This is a genomic window from Bordetella sp. 15P40C-2 (assembly GCF_009763235.1).
Classification (GTDB): domain Bacteria; phylum Pseudomonadota; class Gammaproteobacteria; order Burkholderiales; family Burkholderiaceae_B; genus Bordetella_A.
On sequence record NZ_WSJA01000040.1, the window covers coordinates 16,247 to 35,060 of the forward strand.

The following is an 18,814-nucleotide window of genomic DNA, read 5'->3' on the forward strand; positions in this document are numbered from 1 at the left end:
CCGGATCACGCCTGATAAATCAGCAATCCCACGGTCACGAACAACATCGCGGCAAAGCAGCCGCGTAAATGGCGGTCCGGCATGCGATACGCCAAGCGCACCCCAACGGGGACGAAAGCGAGGCTGCCGAGCGCCAGCGGGATGCCGACCCAGCCATTGGCCTGCCCTGCCCAGCTGTAGGTGATCAACGCGATGGTGGAGCCAGGTATGACCATGGTCAAGGCCAAGGCCTGTGCGGCGGTTTGCGACAGGCGAAAACCGGCCGTCAGGATCGGCACGCATAGCACCGCACCCCCCACTCCGAAAAATCCGCCGAATGTGCCGCACAACATCCCTAGCGCCGCTGACCGGCGAGGCGTGAGCACCGGCGCGGCGCGTCTTGGCATCTCGTTCGCATGCAGCGGACGCGGGGGCCGCACCATGCGATAGACGTAAAACACGGCGACAAAGAACAGAAAAATGGCAAAACTCACGCGCAGCGTGCTGGACGCAATACCAAGCGCGAGCCGGGCGCCGAGCCACGTGAAGGCTACCGCCCCCAGCGCACCCGCAGCGGCCACACGCGGATCGATGGGGACTTTTTGATTGTATTTACGTACGGCCATGATGATGGTGGGCAGCACCATGATCAGAGCCGTGCCTTGCGCCAGCTGCTGGGGCATGTCCATGAGCAAAACCAGCGCCGGAATCGCGATCAGACCCCCGCCTATGCCCAGTACACCGCCTAGGAACCCGATGAGTGCGCCGCTGGCGAGGCAGGCCGCGATGATCCACAGACTCATGTGAGAGTCCCGGCGAATGCGTACGAGAACGGCATGATGTTTTTAGCGCAGCTTTTCCATGGCCGCGTCGAGGCGATCGACGGCCCAAATTTCCAGACCCTCGATGGGCTGACGGGGGGCGTTGGCTTTCGGGATCAGGGCCACGCTAAAGCCCAGCTTGGCGGCCTCGCGCAGTCGTTCTTGTCCACGCGGCGCGGGCCGGATTTCACCCGCCAAACCGACTTCGCCAAATGCGATCAGCCCGCGCGGCAACGGCCTGTCGCGCAAGGAAGACATAATCGCCAGCAGCACGGGGAGATCGGCCGCCGGCTCGGTGATCCGCACGCCGCCCACGGCATTGACGAACACATCTTGATCGAACGTGGACACGCCAGCGTGACGATGCAGCACGGCGAGCAGCATGGCGAGACGGTTGCCTTCCAGACCGACTGTCAGTCGGCGCGGATTCGGGGCATGCGAGCTGTCTACCAGCGCCTGGATTTCGACCAGCAACGGGCGGGTGCCCTCTTGCGTGGCCATCACGCAGGAACCGGAGACCTGCTGTTCGTGTTGCGAGAGGAACAATGCCGATGGGTTGGCCACGCCACGCAGGCCACGGTCTGTCATGGCGAAAACGCCAAGCTCATTGACCGCGCCAAATCGGTTCTTGAAGGCACGCACCAGGCGAAACGAGGAATGCGTATCACCCTCGAAGTACAGCACGGTATCCACAATATGTTCGAGCACGCGTGGACCGGCGAGCGCGCCGTCCTTGGTGACGTGACCGATCATGACGATGGAGATGCCGGTTTGCTTGGCTAGGCGGGTAAGCTGCGCGGCGCATTCCCGGACCTGCGATACCGAGCCGGGAGCGGCCGTCAGTTCGCTGCTATAGAGCGTTTGAATAGAGTCGATGACCGCGACGGTGGGACGCTGCTCGGACACCGCCGCCTGGATGGATTCCAGACGAATTTCGGCCAAGAGGCTGACATTGCCGGTCGGAACGCCCAGACGACGCGCGCGCAGTGCGACTTGTTCGGCGGATTCTTCGCCGGTCACATAAAGCACGCGTGAATTGGCCGACAGGGCGGCCAGGGCCTGCAGCAACAACGTGGATTTCCCGATGCCGGGATCGCCACCGATAAGGACCACGGCCCCGGCCACCAAGCCACCCCCCAAGACGCGGTCGAACTCATCCAGACCGGTGGGCTGACGCGGCGTTTCGCGCGGTTCGATATCGGCGAGGGTACGCACTGGCGTCGAAGCGGCCAGCGGCGCATAACGATGCGAGGCCGCGGTGGGGCTTGCGGACTCGACGGTTTCTTCGAGGGTATTCCAGGCAGCGCAATGCGGGCATTTGCCCTGCCATTTGGGAGTAGTGCCGCCGCATTCGGCGCAGACGTAGACGGTTCGAGGCTTGGCCATGTGGCAAGTTTACCCGCCTAAACGTGGCCCGTTGGAGCAGGCGCTACGTTTTTGACACTCGCGACTCAGCGTCCCGCCAAACTGCCCCCGCCATCGACGCCTAGCACCTGCCCCGTGACGAAGCCGGCTTCGTCGGACAGGAAAAAGGCGATCGCGGCGGCCACTTCATCCGGAGTGCCAATGCGCTTCATTGGAATGGACGCCAACGCGCGACGCTCGCCCTCGCTGCCCGCGGGTTGAGCAAGGCGGAATAGCTCGGTCTCGATGGGGCCGGGAGCGACGGCATTGACGGTGATACCGTACTCGGCCAACTCCAGCGCCCAGGTGCGCGTGCATCCGACCAGGGCGCTTTTGGCGGCCGAATAGCTGGTGCGCTCGTGCGCCCCATGGATGGTCCGACTGACGATATTGACGATGCGCCCGGTGCGGCGCGCCTTCATCGATTCCAGAAAGGCCTGCGTGACTTGCACGGCCACGCGTACATTGAGGTCCATGACGCTGTAGAGCGAAGCCAAATCGATTTCGCCCAGCGGCTGGGGCCGCACCATGCCGACATTATTCACAATGGCGTCGACGGGATATTTCTCGCGGATCTCACGCAGGACTTCTTCGGTGCGTCCGGCATCGGCCAGATCACAGGCATACAGATAGCCCGGGAAATCGACGTGTTCGGTGTTACGCGCGATTCCCACGACATGGCAGCCCTGGTCGGCAAGCCGCTGGGTCAGCGCCCAGCCGATGCCTTTCGTCGCGCCAGTGACCAGCACGCATTTGTCTTTCATGGAATTCCTCGCTAAATATCGAAATCAGGCGATACGCTCGACGGGCACGCGCGGGGCCACCGCGCACAATAGCTCGTATCCGATCGTGCCGCACGATTCGGCCACCTCGTCGACCGACGGCCCTTCGGCGCCCCACAGCGACACCGGGGTACCCACGCGTACGGACGGAACGCTGGTCAGATCGACCATCAACATGTCCATGGAGACACGCCCGACCAGCGTGGTGCGCGTGCCGCCCACGACGACCGGCGTGCCTGTGCTGGCATGACGCGGATAACCGTCGGCATATCCGCAAGCGACCACACCGATGCGCATGGGCCGGTCAGCGCGGAACAAGGCGCCGTACCCCACGGCCGCACCCACGGGCACTTCCTGCACGCCGATGATCTCGGAACGCAGCGACATCGCCGGACGCAGGCCGAGTTGTTCCGCGCTTTCGCCAGCGATAGGCGAGGCGCCGTACAAGCAGATGCCCGGACGGACCCAGTGCGCCTGCGCGCCGCTAGTCAAAGCGATCTCCGGATAACGCAGCGTGGCCGCCGAATTGCAAACACTGACGGGCCCATTACCCAAACCGTCGGTCACATCGCGGAAAACCTGCATCGGCTCCGCCACGCCCTCGGGACCGTCGGCGCAGGCGAAATGGGTCATGGTGCCAATACTGCCGACGCTGCCTTGATCGCGCAACTGGTTGGCGCGCTGAAAGGCGCTTTGGAATGTATCCGGCGTAAAGCCGAGCCGGTTCATCCCCGTGTTCAGTTTGAGCATGATGTCGACGCGGCGTGCCAGACGCGCGCGCGCCAGCATGTCGAGCTGCTCGCGGGTATGCACGGTGACCGATAGATGATAGCGATCCACCCACTCCAGGTCGCCAGGCTCGAAAAACCCTTCGAGCAGCAAGATCGGCCCGCCCCAACCTGCCTCGCGACAGCGTACTGCCTCGGACAGATCCAGCATGGCCAGACCCTGGGCGGCAGAAAATCCCGCCACGGCGGCCTCGATCCCATGCCCGTAGGCATTCGCCTTGATGACGGCCCAAATCGATGGGGACTTCGCCGCCGCGGCTTGGGCTGCCTGATCGAGATGACGTCGCACGACGGCCAGATTATGGCTGAGTGCGGAAACTGAAATAGTGGCTTTGATCGGGCGTGGCATTTGTAATTTCCTATGGCAGTTAGTCTACCTGATCTGCCTCGCAGCGGGTCGAGAGTGTGCGGCGGAATCACACAGAAATTATTAGCTACTTATCCGCCGGCTGGCCGCCGTGGGGCGGCCGGGATGCGCCCGACTAAAATAGGGACTCAGGGTTTCCGCCAAGCTGGCCTTCAGGCCGTTGCAATTCAGAGGTATGGCAGTCGATCACTACGAAAATTTCCCCGTTGCCTCGGTACTGTTGCCGCGCCGGCTGCGCCGTCCGGTCACGGATATCTATCGGTTCGCGCGCGCGGCCGACGACATCGCCGACGAGGGCAACGCCAGCGACGCTGAACGGTTGGCGGCGTTGGCCGCTTTCCGCGCGGAGCTGCATCGCATCGGTGCCGAGCCGGGAGGCGAATGCCGCCCTGCGGACGTCCTCGCGCCTATCTTTGCGCCGCTCGCCCAGACGATTGCCCAATATCAGTTGCCCATCACGCCGTTCCTGGATCTGCTGTCGGCGTTCGAGCAGGATGTCTCTGTCAAACGGTACGACGACTACGCATCGCTGCTGGACTACTGCTCGCGCTCGGCCAATCCGGTCGGACGGCTGATGCTGCATTTATACGATGCGGCAACGCCCGACAATCTGGCGCAGTCCGACGCGATTTGCACGGGTCTGCAGTTGGCGAACTTCTGGCAAGATGTGCGGGTAGACTGGCGCAAGCAACGCATCTATCTGCCACGCGAGGACTTGCTGCATCATCACGTCACCGAGGACGACATCGCCACTTGTCGCTTGACCCCACAATGGCGCGATCTCATGGCCTTTCAAGTAGAACGCACCCGGGCACTGCTACACTCTGGCGCTCCACTGGCACGCCGGTTGCCGGGCCGTATCGGCCTGGAACTGCGCCTGATCGTGCAAGGGGGACTACGCATTCTCGAGCGGATTGAGCGCTGTGGCTATGACGTGTTCATGAACCGGCCCGAATTGGGCTGGAAGGACTGGGCCGTCATGCTGTGGCGCATCCGATAACTCGACACCGCACGCGCTGACATACTGATGGGATACATGCCAAATTTATGACGCCTGACGACTATTGCCAGGAAAAAGCCGCCAAAAGCGGGTCGAGTTTTTATTACTCGTTCCTGTTCCTGCCGCCCGAACGCCGCCGCGCCATCACGGCGCTGTACGCGTTTTGCCGGGAAGTGGACGATGTGGTGGACGAGTGCACGGATGCGTCCGTGGCGCGCATCAAGCTCGCCTGGTGGAGAACGCAGGTCGATCAGCTGTTTGCCGGTCATGCGGAGCATCCGGTGATGCAGGCGCTGCAGCCGCACTTGGCGTCGTGCGATATCTCGCGCGAACGCATGCTGGCGGTCATCGACGGCATGGAAATGGACCTGGACCAGACGCGTTATCTGGACTGGCCGGGGCTGCGTAAATACTGTTGGCATGCGGCCGGCGTGGTCGGCGAGTTGTCGGCGGGCGTGTTCGGGTATACCGATGCGCGCACGCTGGAATATGCGTCCAAGCTAGGCTTGGCGTTTCAGCTCACCAACATCATTCGTGACGTGGGCGACGATGCAAGGCGCGGGCGGATCTACTTGCCCGTCAATGAGCTGCAGCAGTTCGACGTGAAGGCCGCCGAGATACTGAACGGCACCTATTCGGACAGGTTCGCCGCGCTGATGAAGTTCCAGGCCGACCGGGCGCGACAGCTTTACAAAGAAGCCATGCAGAGTCTGCCCGAAACCGACCGCCGCGCGCAGCGACCGGGATTGTTGATGGCAGCCATCTATCACGCCCTGCTCGATGAAATCGAGCGCGATAACTGGCAGGTGCTGCATCAACGCATCTCGCTCACGCCCATTCGGAAATTCTGGCTGGCCTGGAAAACCTGGGTCGGTGGTGGCCGCGGCCTCGTGCGCCGCCTCTCGACATGAAAAAGGTCGCGATTATCGGCGCTGGCTGGGCAGGCCTTGCGGCCTGTGCGGCGTTGCGCGACGCGGGCGCACAGGTCACCGTGTTTGAAGCGGGCCGCACGCCAGGGGGCCGGGCGCGTCGCGTGGTGCATCCCGATTTTGGCGGGCACCTGGATAATGGCCAGCATATTTTGCTGGGCGCCTATCAGCAGACGCTCGCGTTGATGCGGCGCCTTGGGCGCAATCCGGCCACGCTGCTAATGCGGCGTTCCTTGCGACTGAGCAGTTTGGACGGTGCATTTAATCTGGCCGCGCCCGCCCTGCCCGCACCTTTTCACGCCTTGGCCGCGCTGGTAACGGCGCGTGGCCTTTCGTGGGAAAGCCGGCTTGCCGCGATACGGTTGATGCGCGGACTGCAAAAGCAAGGCTGGCGCACCCCACGCGACTGGACCGTGTCGCGATTGTTATCGCACTATCAGCAACCGGCGCAGATCGTGCAGCGCCTGTGGGAACCGCTATGCTTGGCGGCACTGAACACGCCGCTGGACGAGGCCAGCGCGGACCTCTTCGCGCGTATTTTGCAGGACAGCCTGACCGGCGACCGTCGCAATAGCGATTTACTGCTGCCCTGCGTGGATTTGTCGGCGTTGTGGCCGGATGCGGTCGCGCTGCATGCCACCATGCGTTATGGGGCCACGGTACGCCATCTGAAGCCCGGCGATTATTGGGTGGATGTCAATCGGGAACGGTTCGACGCGGCCGTGCTCGCGGTACCGCCCTTCGTGGCCGCCCGCCTGCTGGAAGATGCCCTGCTCGATGCCGACTCGCCGGGTCTGCTGCATGCGCTGCAGGCGTTTGAGTATGTGCCGATCGCCACCTTGAACCTGCGCCTGGCCGCGCCATGGCCGCTGCCGGCGCCCATGATGCTGCTGCGCGAGGACAAGTCGCGCGGGCATTGGGGCCAATGGGTATTCGACCGATCGCGCCTGACCGGGCGTAGCCCTGAATCCGAGTTGGCCATCGTGACGAGTGCGGCGCGCGCGCTCTCGTCCGAGTCGCGGGAAACCATCATCGCGAACTTGACGCAACAAGTCACCGAGCAGGCCGCCCGGCACCCTTCCCGTCTGCCACCCATGCCGGCGGTGGTGGCCGCTGAGCTTTTCGTCGAGAAACGCGCCACCTTCGCCGCGGAGCCAGGGCTGAACCGCCCGCTTAACAGCACGCCATGGCCGACGCTAGCCCTGGCGGGCGACTGGACCGACACAGGCTATCCAGGAGTGCTGGAAGGCGCAGTGCGCAGTGGTCTGAAGGCGGCACAGGTACTGCTGGCCGGGAAATAGGCGCCGATACGGCCGTTTTAACGCAGCATGGAATTGGCGCTTGCTAATCCGAGGGCGGTTAGCCCAAGCGATCCCAGCAAGCTCAATCCTGCATAGCCGATCGCGGGCACATAGTCGCCCCGTTCCAGCATGCCCACGGTTTCGGCCGAAAACGTCGAAAACGTGGTCAGCCCGCCCAGGAAACCTGTCACAGCCGCCAAGCGCACCCATTGTGGCCAATCCGGATGCGCCCATAACACCGCCAACGCGACCCCGATCAAATACCCACCGGCCAGATTCACCGCCAGCGTCCCCCACGGCCACCCGGCCGTATTGAGCCAGAGCCCGACCCACCAACGAGCGCAAGCACCCAACGCGGCGCCCAGCGCCACGGCAAGGACATTGATCGTAGTCAGCGTTTGCATAAAAATAACTTGAGACTCATTCTCATTTCACTGGTAGAATCCGCAGCCAATTCGCCATTTGCGTCATGGACCGACAAACACCCTCTCGCCGACGAGCCTACTGGCTGAAAACCCTGCACCAATGGCACTGGATTAGTTCCGCATTATGCCTGTTGGGGATGCTGCTGTTCGCCATCACCGGGTTGACGCTGAACAATGCCTCGTTGATTCCCGCCACGCCCGTAGTCACGACTGGCGAGGCGCAGTTGCCCGATGCGTTGCTGACGGAGCTGCAAGCGGCCAAGGCCGCGGGCAAGCAAGCCCCCGTGCCGGCCAACGTCGCCCAATGGCTGCGCAGCGAAGCGCACGCCGATGCGACTGGCCGGACACCCGAATGGTCGCCCGACGAACTCTACCTGTCCCTGCCCCGCCCTGGGGGCGACGGCTGGGTGTCGATATCGCTGGACGACGGCCTGGTGGAATACGAGTACACGGACCGCGGTTGGATCGCGTATTTGAACGACCTGCACAAAGGACGCCATACCGGCACGGCGTGGAGCTGGTTCCTGGACCTGTTCGCCGTGGCCGCGCTGGTGTTTTCGCTGACGGGACTGGTGCTGCTACAGATGCACGCGGGCCAGCGCGCGGCGACCTGGCCCATGGTGGGCCTGGGCGTGGTGATTCCTGTTGTGCTGGCGCTGGTATTTATCCATTGATGAAGCACGAGTCTGGAGACTTTATGCGTAAGCTGCTGTTGTCGGCGTTGCTGGCTGGCCTGATTGCCCGGACGGCGCAGGCCGCCGATCTCAATCTGAACGTGGAAATTCCGCGCTTGGACGTAGCGGAGTATCACCGTCCCTATGTGGCGATCTGGCTGGAAACCGCCGATCAGAACGCCGTGGGCGATCTGGCCGTGTGGTACGACGTGGCCATGAAAAACAACGAAGGCGCGCAATGGCTGAAAGACATGCGCCAATGGTGGCGGCGCAGCGGGCGCAATCAACAGTTCCCCGTGGACGGCGTGAGCGGCGCAACCCGCCCGGCCGGTAAACACGCGCTGTCCTTTTCGGGCAACCAGAAGCCTTTGGCCGAACTCAAGCCCGGACGCTATGCCTTGGTGGTCGAAGCTGCGCGTGAGGTTGGCGGCCGCGAACTGGTGCGAGTGCCATTCGACTGGCCGCCCACCAAAGCCGACACCCTGACGGCCCAAGGCGAACATGAGCTGGGCGCAATCACAGTCACGTTTACCCCTTGATCCTGCCACTTGTCGGCACCCGTCTTTGAGCACCGCCATTTGTCCGCTGCCGACACCGTCCTCAAATCCCTGGTTATTGGAACTCCGATGAAATATGCCCTTCGTTTTGCCGCTGCGTTAGCGTTGAGCCTGCCTGCCGTGACTCACGCGCACGATGCGTGGCTGGTGCCCTCCTCCACGGTTCTGTCGGGCAACGACAGCTGGATCACGGTTGACGCCTCCGTCGGTAACGACAAGTTCTATTTCAACCACGCGCCGCTGCGCCTGGACAACTTGGTCATCGTCTCGCCTAGCGGCAAAACCGTGTCGCCAGAAAACGCCAACCGTGGCAAGCTGCGCAGCACGTTCGACCTGCAGCTGACCGAGCCCGGCACCTACCGCATCGCCGTCGTCAACGACGGCGTCTTCGCGCGCTGGAAAGAAGACGGTAAGCCCAAGCGTTATTTTGGCAAGGTCGAGAACATGGCCGCCGCCATCCCGGCGCAGGCGCAGGACCTGGACGTCTCCGAGTCAATAGGTCGTGTCGAGACCTTCGCCACGGCTGGCAAGCCGACTACCCTGGCGGCGGCGGCTCGTGGCCTGGAACTGGTGCCGGTCACGCACCCGAACGATCTGTACGCAGACGAAACGGCAACCTTTCAGATGACAATTGACGGCAAGCCCGCGGCCGATCTTGAGGTCAATATCGTGCCCGGCGGCGGCCGTTACCGCGACCCGGTCGGTGAAATCGCGCTGAAAACTGACAAGGAAGGCAAGTTCGAAATCAAGTGGCCGCAGCCAGGGCTGTACTGGCTGGAGGCGGGTACCGAAGATCAGAACACCACCGTCAAGGATGCATCCAAGCGGCGTCTGTCGTATGTCGCCACGCTCGAAGTCCTGGCTCAATAAGCACGGCCCTTCGCAGCGCACGCATGAAGCATAAGGTGTCCTACGTCTCGGGTGGCTGGGGAGTCGGGTATGCCCCGCAGATCTTGACGGCGGCCATAGGGACTGTTGATCAGCGCCCTGCCCAGGCGTTGGGCTTGACGCCCGCCGCCTTGGCGGGCGCGACGATGGGCACGACTTGGTCGGCGCGTCTGGGGCTGCCGCCAGGCGTATCGCCTCTGGACGCCAAACGGGCGATCACAGAAGCCCTGGATCTCGTCGTCGCGCAGATGAGCACCTGGGACGAACGATCCGATTTGTCCCGATTCAATCAGGCTGAAGTCGGCTGGCACCCACTGCCCGAGCCTTGTTTTCACGTACTGACGCGGGCACTGCATTGGGCTGCCGAAACAGGCGGTGCCTATGACCCGACGGTAGGGCCTCTGGTGAATGCCTGGGGGTTTGGCCCGCCCCCGTATGCCAGCGAGCCGCCCGGACCGGAACTGTTGTCGGCGCTGCGTCAACGTTGTGGATGGCAGCACCTGCGGCTGGATCACGATCATCGGCGCGCCTGGCAAAAGGGTGGCGTGTGTATCGATCTGTCGGCCATCGCCAAAGGCTATGGCGTGGATTTGGCGGCGCAGTCGCTGGCGCGGCTGGGCGTGCACGATTTCCTGATGGAGGTGGGCGGAGAATTGCGTTCGTCTGGCCGCCGGCCGGATGGTGCACCCTGGCGAGTCGCCGTGGAGTTTCCCGATGGCAGCGAGGACCACGCCATGGCGATTGCCCTGCAAGGACGCAGCATTGCCACGTCTGGCGATTATCGCCGCTACCGTGAAGACCAGATGGGGCGATACGCCCATACGGTGGATCCGCGCACGGGGCGGCCTATCGCCAACGGCGTGGCTTCCGTGACTGTCGTGCATGCGGCGTGCATGGACGCGGACGCCTTGAGCACGACGTTGACGGTGATGGGCGAACAAGAAGGCATGGACTACGCCCAAAGCCGCGGGCTGGCAGCCTTGTTCATTGTGCGTGACGGGCAGCAACTGCGAATGACGGCAAGTCCGGCGTTTGAAGCGCTGCTGGCGGCACAATAGCGGCCCCACACCCAAGGCTATGTCGATGTCGCCTACCCACCGTTTGATCTGTGCGTGTTGCGTCGTTGCGCTATGGCTGCTGTTATGCCTATGGGCATGGCATCAGGCTCGCATCCGTCACAGGAAAGTGGCGGAGGCGGCATCCGCTTTAACCGCGCCGGTCACCAGCGACACCATACTGATCGCGCACGCCAGTCAAACCGGACAAGCAGAATCACTTGCCCAGCAGACGGCACAAACGCTCAGCCTGGCGGGCGTGCCCACCCGGGTGGCCGCATTAGGGCAACTGAATCCGGCGGTATTACGCAGCTACCCCCGGGTGTTGATTGTCGCCAGCACCTATGGCGAAGGCGATCCCCCGGATAACGCAGCCGCCTTCGCCGATTCGATATCGGGCATGCCCACCATGGCGCTCGATGGATTGCAATATGCCTTGCTCGCGCTGGGCGACAGCACCTATCGGCATTTCTGCGGCTTTGGCAGACAGCTGGATGGCTGGTTGCGCAACTGGGGCGCGACCCCCCTATTCGACCGCGTCGATGTGGACCGCATCGATGCCGGCGCATTGCGGCATTGGGTGCATCAGTTAGGCCAGATGATCGGGCAACATGAATTGCCCGATTGGGAAACCCCGGCCTATCAGCCATGGCGGCTGACCGCCCGCACGCTGCTCAACCCGGGTAGCCAGGGCGAACCTTGCTTTCATCTGGAACTGACAGCGCTCGATCCCGACAACGCGCGATGGCAGCCTGGCGACATCGCCGAGATCGGGCCGCGCAAGACGCGAGGCGGCGACGTCCTGCCGCATCGGGAATACTCGATTGCCTCTGTCCCGAGCGATGGCGCCGTACACCTGCTGGTGAGGCTACGTCGCAACGCTAATGGCGGTTTAGGCGTGGGCAGCGGTTGGCTCACACAGATCGCTCAGATAGGTGACCTGATCGACCTGCGCCTGCGCAGTAACGAGAATTTCCGCCCTCCCCAGGATGCACGGGGAGCGCTATTCATCGGCAATGGCACCGGCATCGCGGGCCTGCGCGCGCTGCTCAAGGCGCGTATCGCGGCCGGGCATCATCGCAATTGGCTGATCTTTGGCGAGCGCAACGCGGCCACCGATGGCTTCTATCGCGAGGAACTTCAAGCCTGGCTCGCCTCGGGCCGGTTGCACCGGCTGGATCTCACGTTCTCGCGCGACGACCGTGAGCACCCCTATGTGCAACATCGGCTGCTGCAAGCGGCAGACAGCGTGCGGGAATGGGTCAATGACGGGGCCGACATCTATGTGTGCGGCAGCCTGAACGGCATGGCGCAGGATGTGGATCAGGCGTTACAGCACATCCTGGGTAGCGACGCGATGACAAGATTGCGTCAAGAGGGACGCTATCACCGCGACGTTTACTAATCGCTGTCATCGTCACGGCGGGTTTGCCGCCGCGACGCGTTTTCGCAGCCTTACTGCAGTTTGATCTGGCCTTTTTCGATCACCACACCCCAGCGATCTTTCTCGGCTTGGATCTGCTCGGCGAATTCCTGAGGGGTATTGCCCAAGGGGAACGAACCGGTGTCGGCCAGCTTGCGCGCCGTTTCCGGATCACGCACCGCGCGGGCGAACGCATCAGCCAGCTTGTCGCGCACATCGTCCGGGACGCCGGCCGGAGCGACCACGCCATACCAGGCGGTCACGTCGTAATCCTTGTAGCCTTGTTCGGCGAAGGTCGGCACGTCGGGCAGGCTGGGATTGCGCTCTTTGCCGGTGATGGCCAAGGCACGCAGGTGGCCGCTCTTCACGTAGGCTTGCGAGGACGGAAAGTTGTCGAAGATCACCGGCACCACGCCGCTGACGGTGTCCGTCAAGGCAGGCGACGAGCCGCGATACGCGATGCTGTTCATCTTGCCGCCGATCAGTTGCAGGAACCAGATCATGCCCAAGTCATTCACGCCGCCCGCGCCGGCATTCGCATAGCTCTCGGTATCGGGGTTGGCGCGCACGCGTTCCACGAATTCGGTCAGCGTCTTGGCCGGGTACGAAGGGTTGACGCTCAGGATGTTGGGGCTGGTCACCAGATTGCTGATGGGCGTGAAGTCCTTGACCGGATCATAGGCCAGCTTAGGGAACAGATGGGGCGCCGTGCCGTGGGTGCTGACGGTGGCCAGGCCCAGAGTGTAGCCATCAGGCTTGGCGCGAGCCGTCGCGGTCAGACCGATGGTGCCCGAGGCGCCGGTGCGGTTTTCGACAACGATTTGCTGGCCCAGAATCTCGCCGGCCTTGGCAGCGACGACGCGGCCCACCACGTCGGTGGGGCCACCGGCCGAGAACGGCACGATGAGCGTGATCGGACGATCTGGGAAATCGGCGAGCGCCGTAGTGGTGAACGCGAGCAGGCCTGCTGCCAATAGAGTTTTACGCATGAAATTGCTCCTTAGGATTGTGTTTTTTGACGGGTGCGTTTCAGGACGCGGCCCGGGCGGTTGCCTTCGGGCGCGACGGGATAAACCTGTGCACCATTGACCATGACGACGTCGATCCCGGACGACTCTTCGGTGGGAGCGTCCCAAGTGGCGCGATCAATGACCGTATCGGCATCAAAGACCACCACATCGGCCCAGGCCCCCTCGCGCAAGCATCCCCGGTCGGCCAGACCAAAAACGCGTGCAGGCAGCGCTGTCATCTTGGCCACGGCCTGCTCCAGCGTGACGATCTGCGCTTCTCGCACATAACGCCCCAGCACGCGTGGGAAGGTGCCCCACAGCCTGGGATGCGGCTGCGCGTCATTGGGCAGGCCATCGGAGCCCACCATGCAGCCATCGTGCTGAAAGATGCGCTGGACTTCGGCCTCGTCCATCGCAAAGTAAATGGCGCCTGCGGGGGACAAACGCCGGGCGGCCTCGGTTTTGTCGCATCCCCAGCGCTGAGCGATGTCGCGCAGGAATTCGCCACTGCACTCGGGATGTGGCGTGGACCAGGTGATGCGAATGTCATCGATGATCTCTGCCCGTTCGGGGATGAGGATGGTCGAGCTGCCCGGATACGGGTAGATGTCCAGCGCCACGTCCAGCCCTTCGGCGCGCGCTCGGTCCATATTCGCCAGGGTCATCGCGCTGCGCCCCCAGTTGCGCGGCAGCATGCATTTGTGATGCGACAGCACGCTGGCGCAGCGCGTCTCGCGCCCCACGCGCAACACCTCATCGACGGCGGCTTCGACCTCGTCGGCTTCATTGCGGATATGGCTCGTATGCAAGGCTTGATGCCGGACGGCGACCCGCGCCAGCCCTGCCAGTTCGTCAAAGTCGGCGCACGCGCCCGGGTCGTAGGCCAAGCCCGTGCTAAAGCCCACCGCGCCGGCCGTCAGCGCCTGATCCAACAGCGTTTCCATCGCCGCCTGTTCGTCGGCCGTGGGCTTGCCACGCGGGTCGGCCATGGTGGCCAGGCGCAAGTTGGCATGCCCGACCAACGCGGCCACATTGATCATCGGCCGTTGGCTCTCGAGCGTCGCGAAATACGTCGCCATATCGGCGAACAACGGCGTTTCACCCAGCAGCGCCAACGCGGCGGCGGTATTGCCCGGGATGGGCGCGGGGGCGCCGCTCACGCCGCAATTGCCGACCACGACGGTCGTGATGCCTTGCGACGTTTTCCAGCGCAGGTCCGGTCGTTCGACGAACATCAGGTCATCATGACCGTGCACGTCGATAAAGCCGGGCGCGACGATTTTGCCGGTCGCATCGATCTCGCGACGCGCCGCCATGGCGGACAAATCGCCCACGGCGGACACGCGTTCGCCGGTGATACCGACGTCGCAGCGCCGACGCGCACCGCCACTTCCATCAATCACCCATCCGTTGGTGATCTTTATATCCAGCATGATGTTTCCCAGCCTCGCGCTTTGGCACCCGTACCAGACTTCGGCACGCTCAGCCCGTTGCGCCCATTGGTAAAAACGAGGAGTATCGCCTTACCCATCGAACTGGAAAAATCATTTAACTTTATCCATCAATCTGATTTCATGATCAATCGGCTTCCCAAGCACGTCACGCTCAAGCATCTGACGGCCTTTGTCGCGGTGGCGCAGGAAAAAAGCTTCACGCTCGCGGCCCGGCGGCTGTTTCAGACACAGTCATCCATTACCGGCCTCATTCGCCAGCTTGAGGACGCCCTGGGTACGCCGCTCTTTGCCCGAACCAGCCGGCATGTGGCGCTCACGCCTATCGGTCAGGAATTTCTGCCTCGGGTCATGCGATTGCTGGCGGACTTTGACGGCGCGATTGAAGACGTGGTGCGCTATGGCACGCTGGAACGTGGTCGCGTGGGGATCGCTGCTGCGCCCTCGGCCATCACCGAACTCATCGCCCCCGCGATGGCCTCGTTCGCGGAGCAACACCCTGGCATCCGCCTCTATCTACGCGATGACAACTCGGGGCGTATCCAACGCCTCATCGCCGCACAAGAGGTCGACTTTGGCCTGACCAGCCCCTGGGCCGATGCACCCAGCCTGATATTCGAAGGCCTGATCGAAGACCGCTTCGGCGTGCTGACGCGCGCCGACGATCCCACCATCAAGCGCGACAGTCGCGGCTATGTGAACTGGTCGAGCCTGGGAGGACGCAAGTTGGTGGGCGTGGTCGATGAAACGGGGATCATGGCGCTGTTGCGCGGGCGAGCGGACCTGCCGATCGCTGCGGGCGCGCCTTTTTACGAAGCCTCCAGCACCACGTCACAGGCCGCACTGGTGGAGGCCGGCCTGGGCGTGGCGCTGCTGCCAGCACTGGCGGCACAGCGGGTACAGAACGCCGCCTTGCGATTTTCGTTGCTGACCCGTCCGAAGCTGGTGCGCACCTTGTGCCTGATACGGCACCGCGATTATGCGTTGACACCGGCAGCGCAGGCGGTCATTGAAACGCTGCGCCAGCACGTCGCGCGGATGACGCTGCCTGATGGCTGTCGCGTCGTGGCGACCGACGGCGCATAGGGCAAGCGAGCCCCAAAAAAGGGCGATACCCTCATCAGGTATCGCCCTTCGTACACGGTTTCATCGCGATCAATCCCGCCGTCGTCGCTACACGACGCCGGCAGTGGAGCGATCGCGTCTGCCCGCTATTGCAAGGTCCGCGTAAACACGAACTTGCCGTCCTGCCAGTCCACCGGCACCACATCGCGGGGCCCAAATGCGCCTTGCAGCATCAGCTTGGCGACCGGGTTCTCGATCTGTTGCTGGATCGCCCGCTTGAGCGGACGCGCGCCAAACACCGGATCGAAGCCCGCGCGTGCCAACTCGGCCAGCGCAGCGTCGGTGACTTCCAGGCGCATGTCCTGATGCTCCAGACGATCGGCCAGACGCTTGAGCTGAATGCGTGCGATGGACTCGATGTGTTGCGCCTCCAGGCCATGGAAGACAACCACTTCGTCGATACGGTTAAGGAATTCGGGGCGGAACGACTGTTTGAGCTCATCCCACACGACTTCCTTGACCACTTCGTACGGCTGACCGGCCATGCTCTGGATATGCTGCGAACCGAGGTTGGAGGTCATGACGATTACCGTATTACGGAAATCGACCGTGCGTCCTTGACCATCGGTCAGGCGACCGTCGTCCAGCACCTGCAGCAGCACGTTGAACACATCGGGGTGCGCTTTCTCGACCTCGTCGAGCAGCACCACACTGTAAGGCTTGCGGCGCACGGCTTCGGTCAGATAACCGCCTTCCTCGTAGCCCACGTATCCCGGAGGCGCGCCGATCAGACGCGCGACCGAGTGCTTTTCCATGAACTCGCTCATGTCGATACGGATCAGATGCTCTTCCGAATCGAACAGGAAGTCCGCGAGCGCACGGGTGAGCTCGGTCTTGCCCACGCCCGTGGGCCCCAGGAACAGGAAGGAACCATACGGACGCGAAGGATCCGCCAGACCCGCACGCGAGCGGCGGATGGCATCGGATACCAGGCTGACCGCCTCATCCTGACCCACGACACGTTTGTGCAGATGGTCCTCCATCTGCAGGAGCTTGTCGCGTTCGCCCTGCATCATCTTGGACACAGGGATACCCGTCGCGCGCGAGACGACCTCTGCGATTTCCTCGGCGCCCACCTGGGTGCGCAACAGGCGCGGCTGATCGCTGGCAGGCTGCTGGCCTTGCTGCTCGGCGTGGTCGGCCGCGCTCAAGCGCGCCTCCAGTTCGGGCAGCTTGCCGTATTGCAGCTCGGCGAGCTTGTCGAATTGACCCTTGCGTTGCAGCTCGGCCATTTCGGCGCGCACACGGTCGATCTCTTCCTTGATGGCTTGCGTGCCTTGCACGGCGGCCTTCTCGGCTTTCCAGATTTCCTCGTAGTCGTTGTACTCGCGCTGCAGCTTTTCGAGCTCTTCCTCGATCACGGCCAGGCGGCGCTTGGAAGCGTCGTCGGTCTCTTTGCGCACGGCCTCGCGTTCGATCTTGAGCTGGATAATGCGCCGGTCGAGCCTGTCCATTACCTCGGGCTTGGAATCGATTTCCATACGGATACGGGCTGCGGCCTCGTCGATGAGGTCGATGGCCTTGTCCGGCAGGAAGCGATCGGTGATGTAGCGGTGCGACAGCTCGGCGGCCGCCACGATCGCCGGGTCGGTGATTTCCACGCCGTGGTGGATTTCATAGCGCTCTTGCAAACCGCGCAGGATCGCGATGGTCGATTCCACATCCGGCTCGTTGACCAGCACTTTTTGGAAGCGGCGCTCCAGCGCGGCGTCTTTCTCGATGTACTTGCGATACTCGTCGAGCGTGGTCGCGCCGATGCAGTGCAGCTCGCCGCGCGCAAGCGCCGGCTTGAGCATATTGCCCGCGTCCATCGCGCCCTCGGCCTTGCCGGCGCCCACCATGGTGTGCAGCTCGTCGATGAAGACGATGTTCTGGCCGTCGTCCTGCGCGAGCTCTTTCAGCACCGCTTTCAGGCGCTCTTCGAATTCGCCACGGAATTTTGCACCAGCGAGCAAGGCGGCCAGGTCCAAGGACAGCACGCGCTTGCCGCGCAACGATTCCGGGACTTCGTCATTGACGATACGCTGGGCCAGGCCTTCGACGATGGCGGTCTTACCCACGCCAGGCTCGCCGATCAACACGGGATTGTTCTTGGTGCGGCGTTGCAAGATCTGAATGGTGCGGCGGATCTCGTCGTCGCGGCCGATCACGGGATCGAGCTTGCCTTCACGCGCGCGCTCGGTCAGATCGAGCGTGTACTTGGTCAAGGCCTCGCGGTTGGACTCGCCCTCGGCGGCAGACACCGCCTCGCCGCCGCGCACGGCGTCGATCGCGGCTTCGAGTGCCTTTTTCTGCAGGCCCGCGTCGCGCAGGATGGTACCGGCCGGGCCCTTGTCATCGGCCAGGGCCAAGAGGAACAATTCACTGGCGATATAGGTATCGCCTCGACGGGCGGCTTCCTTGTCGGTGCGGGTCAGCACGGTCTGCAGATCGCGGCTGATCTGCACATTGTCATTACCCTGGACCTGCGGCAGCGCCTTTAGCGCAGCGTCCAAGGCGGCCGGCACGCGGTTGACCGCGACGCCGGCGCGCGCCAGCAGGCTGCCTGCGCCGCTTTCCGCGTCGGACAACAAGGCCGAGAGCACGTGCACGGGCTCAATGTAGGGATGATCGTTACGAGCAGCCAGGCTCTGAGCGTCTGCCAAGGCATGCTGAAATTTGGTGGTTAATTTGTCGAATCGCATGATGTTTTCGTAAGGCTTGATTGGGAGCCTGACCGGAACACAAGCGGCTGGCTCGATGCATACCATGTGTGGACTGCAGGCGCGTTTTTCAAGGGTAAAACAGCAAATTTCCCAACGGCTTACAATAGCGTTCTGCCCGTCCGATTTTGTT

17 protein-coding genes are annotated in these 18,814 nt (G+C 63.1%); 9 read left to right on the forward strand and 8 right to left on the reverse strand.

The genetic code is table 11. The annotated features are described in order from the left end of the window. Nucleotides 1–5 precede the first annotated feature (5 nt). From GOQ25_RS16095 to alr, 4 genes are all read right to left on the reverse strand, one after another. Nucleotides 6–782 (reverse strand): sulfite exporter TauE/SafE family protein, encoded by a 777-nt coding sequence (locus GOQ25_RS16095; RefSeq protein WP_160351492.1) that lies wholly within the window; start codon nt 780–782, stop codon nt 6–8. A 42-nt stretch (nt 783–824) separates the two neighbouring features. Next, on the reverse strand, nt 825–2,186 hold the full coding sequence (gene radA, locus GOQ25_RS16100) for a DNA repair protein RadA (RefSeq protein ID WP_160351493.1): 1,362 nt from the start codon (nt 2,184–2,186) through the stop codon (nt 825–827). A gap of 65 nt (nt 2,187–2,251) precedes the next feature. Continuing rightward, the gene (locus tag GOQ25_RS16105; protein ID WP_160351494.1) at nt 2,252–2,968 is read right to left on the reverse strand and encodes an SDR family oxidoreductase; all 717 of its coding nucleotides are present in this window, start codon (nt 2,966–2,968) and stop codon (nt 2,252–2,254) included. 24 nt (nt 2,969–2,992) lie between these two features. Next, nucleotides 2,993–4,123, reverse strand: a complete 1,131-nt coding sequence (gene alr, locus GOQ25_RS16110) for an alanine racemase (RefSeq protein ID WP_160351495.1) — start codon at nt 4,121–4,123, stop codon at nt 2,993–2,995. Between the two features lie 193 nt (nt 4,124–4,316). Here alr and hpnC point away from each other — a divergent pair, with 193 nt between their 5' ends. Genes hpnC through hpnE form a run of 3 tightly spaced genes read left to right on the forward strand, consistent with a single transcriptional unit; the run spans nt 4,317 to nt 7,371 of the window. Then, nucleotides 4,317–5,141 (forward strand): squalene synthase HpnC, encoded by an 825-nt coding sequence (gene hpnC, locus GOQ25_RS16115; RefSeq protein WP_160351496.1) that lies wholly within the window; start codon nt 4,317–4,319, stop codon nt 5,139–5,141. A gap of 47 nt (nt 5,142–5,188) precedes the next feature. After that, a complete protein-coding gene (hpnD, locus tag GOQ25_RS16120) occupies nt 5,189–6,052 on the forward strand; it encodes a presqualene diphosphate synthase HpnD (RefSeq protein ID WP_160351497.1) in 864 nt (287 codons plus the stop codon). Continuing rightward, nucleotides 6,049–7,371 carry a hydroxysqualene dehydroxylase HpnE gene (hpnE, locus tag GOQ25_RS16125; protein WP_160351498.1) on the forward strand — a complete coding sequence of 441 codons (1,323 nt, stop codon included), beginning with the start codon at nt 6,049–6,051 and terminating at the stop codon, nt 7,369–7,371. Before hpnD ends, hpnE begins: the two co-directional genes overlap by 4 nt. A gap of 17 nt (nt 7,372–7,388) precedes the next feature. Here hpnE and crcB read toward each other — a convergent pair whose 3' ends face one another. Further along, the gene (gene crcB / locus GOQ25_RS16130) at nt 7,389–7,775 is read right to left on the reverse strand and encodes a fluoride efflux transporter CrcB (RefSeq protein ID WP_160351499.1); all 387 of its coding nucleotides are present in this window, start codon (nt 7,773–7,775) and stop codon (nt 7,389–7,391) included. A 65-nt stretch (nt 7,776–7,840) separates the two neighbouring features. Here crcB and GOQ25_RS16135 point away from each other — a divergent pair, with 65 nt between their 5' ends. From GOQ25_RS16135 to GOQ25_RS16155, 5 genes are all read left to right on the forward strand, one after another. Beyond that, the gene (locus GOQ25_RS16135) at nt 7,841–8,470 is read left to right on the forward strand and encodes a PepSY-associated TM helix domain-containing protein (protein ID WP_160351500.1); all 630 of its coding nucleotides are present in this window, start codon (nt 7,841–7,843) and stop codon (nt 8,468–8,470) included. A 23-nt stretch (nt 8,471–8,493) separates the two neighbouring features. Further along, nucleotides 8,494–9,009 (forward strand): DUF2271 domain-containing protein, encoded by a 516-nt coding sequence (locus GOQ25_RS16140; protein ID WP_160351501.1) that lies wholly within the window; start codon nt 8,494–8,496, stop codon nt 9,007–9,009. Between the two features lie 87 nt (nt 9,010–9,096). Continuing rightward, nucleotides 9,097–9,897 carry a DUF4198 domain-containing protein gene (locus GOQ25_RS16145; RefSeq protein ID WP_160351502.1) on the forward strand — a complete coding sequence of 267 codons (801 nt, stop codon included), beginning with the start codon at nt 9,097–9,099 and terminating at the stop codon, nt 9,895–9,897. A gap of 23 nt (nt 9,898–9,920) precedes the next feature. Continuing rightward, entirely contained in the window at nt 9,921–10,973 is a 1,053-nt protein-coding gene (locus GOQ25_RS16150; RefSeq protein WP_160351503.1) for an FAD:protein FMN transferase, read from the forward strand. A gap of 19 nt (nt 10,974–10,992) precedes the next feature. Beyond that, the gene (locus GOQ25_RS16155) at nt 10,993–12,375 is read left to right on the forward strand and encodes a sulfite reductase subunit alpha (RefSeq protein WP_160351504.1); all 1,383 of its coding nucleotides are present in this window, start codon (nt 10,993–10,995) and stop codon (nt 12,373–12,375) included. Nucleotides 12,376–12,425: 50 nt separating this feature from the next. Here the strand turns inward: GOQ25_RS16155 and GOQ25_RS16160 are convergent, their stop codons facing one another. Together GOQ25_RS16160 and GOQ25_RS16165 are read right to left on the reverse strand one after the other, a co-directional pair. Next, nucleotides 12,426–13,382 (reverse strand): tripartite tricarboxylate transporter substrate binding protein BugE, encoded by a 957-nt coding sequence (locus GOQ25_RS16160; RefSeq protein WP_160351505.1) that lies wholly within the window; start codon nt 13,380–13,382, stop codon nt 12,426–12,428. Between the two features lie 11 nt (nt 13,383–13,393). Next, nucleotides 13,394–14,836, reverse strand: a complete 1,443-nt coding sequence (locus GOQ25_RS16165; RefSeq protein ID WP_160351506.1) for an amidohydrolase family protein — start codon at nt 14,834–14,836, stop codon at nt 13,394–13,396. 144 nt (nt 14,837–14,980) lie between these two features. Here GOQ25_RS16165 and GOQ25_RS16170 point away from each other — a divergent pair, with 144 nt between their 5' ends. Then, nucleotides 14,981–15,940 (forward strand): LysR family transcriptional regulator, encoded by a 960-nt coding sequence (locus GOQ25_RS16170; protein ID WP_160351522.1) that lies wholly within the window; start codon nt 14,981–14,983, stop codon nt 15,938–15,940. Nucleotides 15,941–16,065: 125 nt separating this feature from the next. Here GOQ25_RS16170 and clpB read toward each other — a convergent pair whose 3' ends face one another. Then, nucleotides 16,066–18,663, reverse strand: coding sequence for an ATP-dependent chaperone ClpB (gene clpB, locus GOQ25_RS16175; RefSeq protein ID WP_160351507.1), 2,598 nt, complete (start codon nt 18,661–18,663; stop codon nt 16,066–16,068). Nucleotides 18,664–18,814: the final 151 nt, after the last annotated feature.

What these genes read in the sequence shown, in the direction of transcription:
- GOQ25_RS16095 (WP_160351492.1), bottom strand. Translation starts at nt 782, where the DNA reads ATGAGTCTGTGGATCATCGCGGCCTGCCTCGCCAGCGGCGCACTCATC.
- radA (WP_160351493.1), bottom strand. Translation starts at nt 2,186, where the DNA reads ATGGCCAAGCCTCGAACCGTCTACGTCTGCGCCGAATGCGGCGGCACT.
- GOQ25_RS16105 (WP_160351494.1), bottom strand. Translation starts at nt 2,968, where the DNA reads ATGAAAGACAAATGCGTGCTGGTCACTGGCGCGACGAAAGGCATCGGC.
- alr (WP_160351495.1), bottom strand. Translation starts at nt 4,123, where the DNA reads ATGCCACGCCCGATCAAAGCCACTATTTCAGTTTCCGCACTCAGCCAT.
- hpnC (WP_160351496.1), top strand. Translation starts at nt 4,317, where the DNA reads ATGGCAGTCGATCACTACGAAAATTTCCCCGTTGCCTCGGTACTGTTG.
- hpnD (WP_160351497.1), top strand. Translation starts at nt 5,189, where the DNA reads ATGACGCCTGACGACTATTGCCAGGAAAAAGCCGCCAAAAGCGGGTCG.
- hpnE (WP_160351498.1), top strand. Translation starts at nt 6,049, where the DNA reads ATGAAAAAGGTCGCGATTATCGGCGCTGGCTGGGCAGGCCTTGCGGCC.
- crcB (WP_160351499.1), bottom strand. Translation starts at nt 7,775, where the DNA reads ATGCAAACGCTGACTACGATCAATGTCCTTGCCGTGGCGCTGGGCGCC.
- GOQ25_RS16135 (WP_160351500.1), top strand. Translation starts at nt 7,841, where the DNA reads ATGGACCGACAAACACCCTCTCGCCGACGAGCCTACTGGCTGAAAACC.
- GOQ25_RS16140 (WP_160351501.1), top strand. Translation starts at nt 8,494, where the DNA reads ATGCGTAAGCTGCTGTTGTCGGCGTTGCTGGCTGGCCTGATTGCCCGG.
- GOQ25_RS16145 (WP_160351502.1), top strand. Translation starts at nt 9,097, where the DNA reads ATGAAATATGCCCTTCGTTTTGCCGCTGCGTTAGCGTTGAGCCTGCCT.
- GOQ25_RS16150 (WP_160351503.1), top strand. Translation starts at nt 9,921, where the DNA reads ATGAAGCATAAGGTGTCCTACGTCTCGGGTGGCTGGGGAGTCGGGTAT.
- GOQ25_RS16155 (WP_160351504.1), top strand. Translation starts at nt 10,993, where the DNA reads ATGTCGATGTCGCCTACCCACCGTTTGATCTGTGCGTGTTGCGTCGTT.
- GOQ25_RS16160 (WP_160351505.1), bottom strand. Translation starts at nt 13,382, where the DNA reads ATGCGTAAAACTCTATTGGCAGCAGGCCTGCTCGCGTTCACCACTACG.
- GOQ25_RS16165 (WP_160351506.1), bottom strand. Translation starts at nt 14,836, where the DNA reads ATGCTGGATATAAAGATCACCAACGGATGGGTGATTGATGGAAGTGGC.
- clpB (WP_160351507.1), bottom strand. Translation starts at nt 18,663, where the DNA reads ATGCGATTCGACAAATTAACCACCAAATTTCAGCATGCCTTGGCAGAC.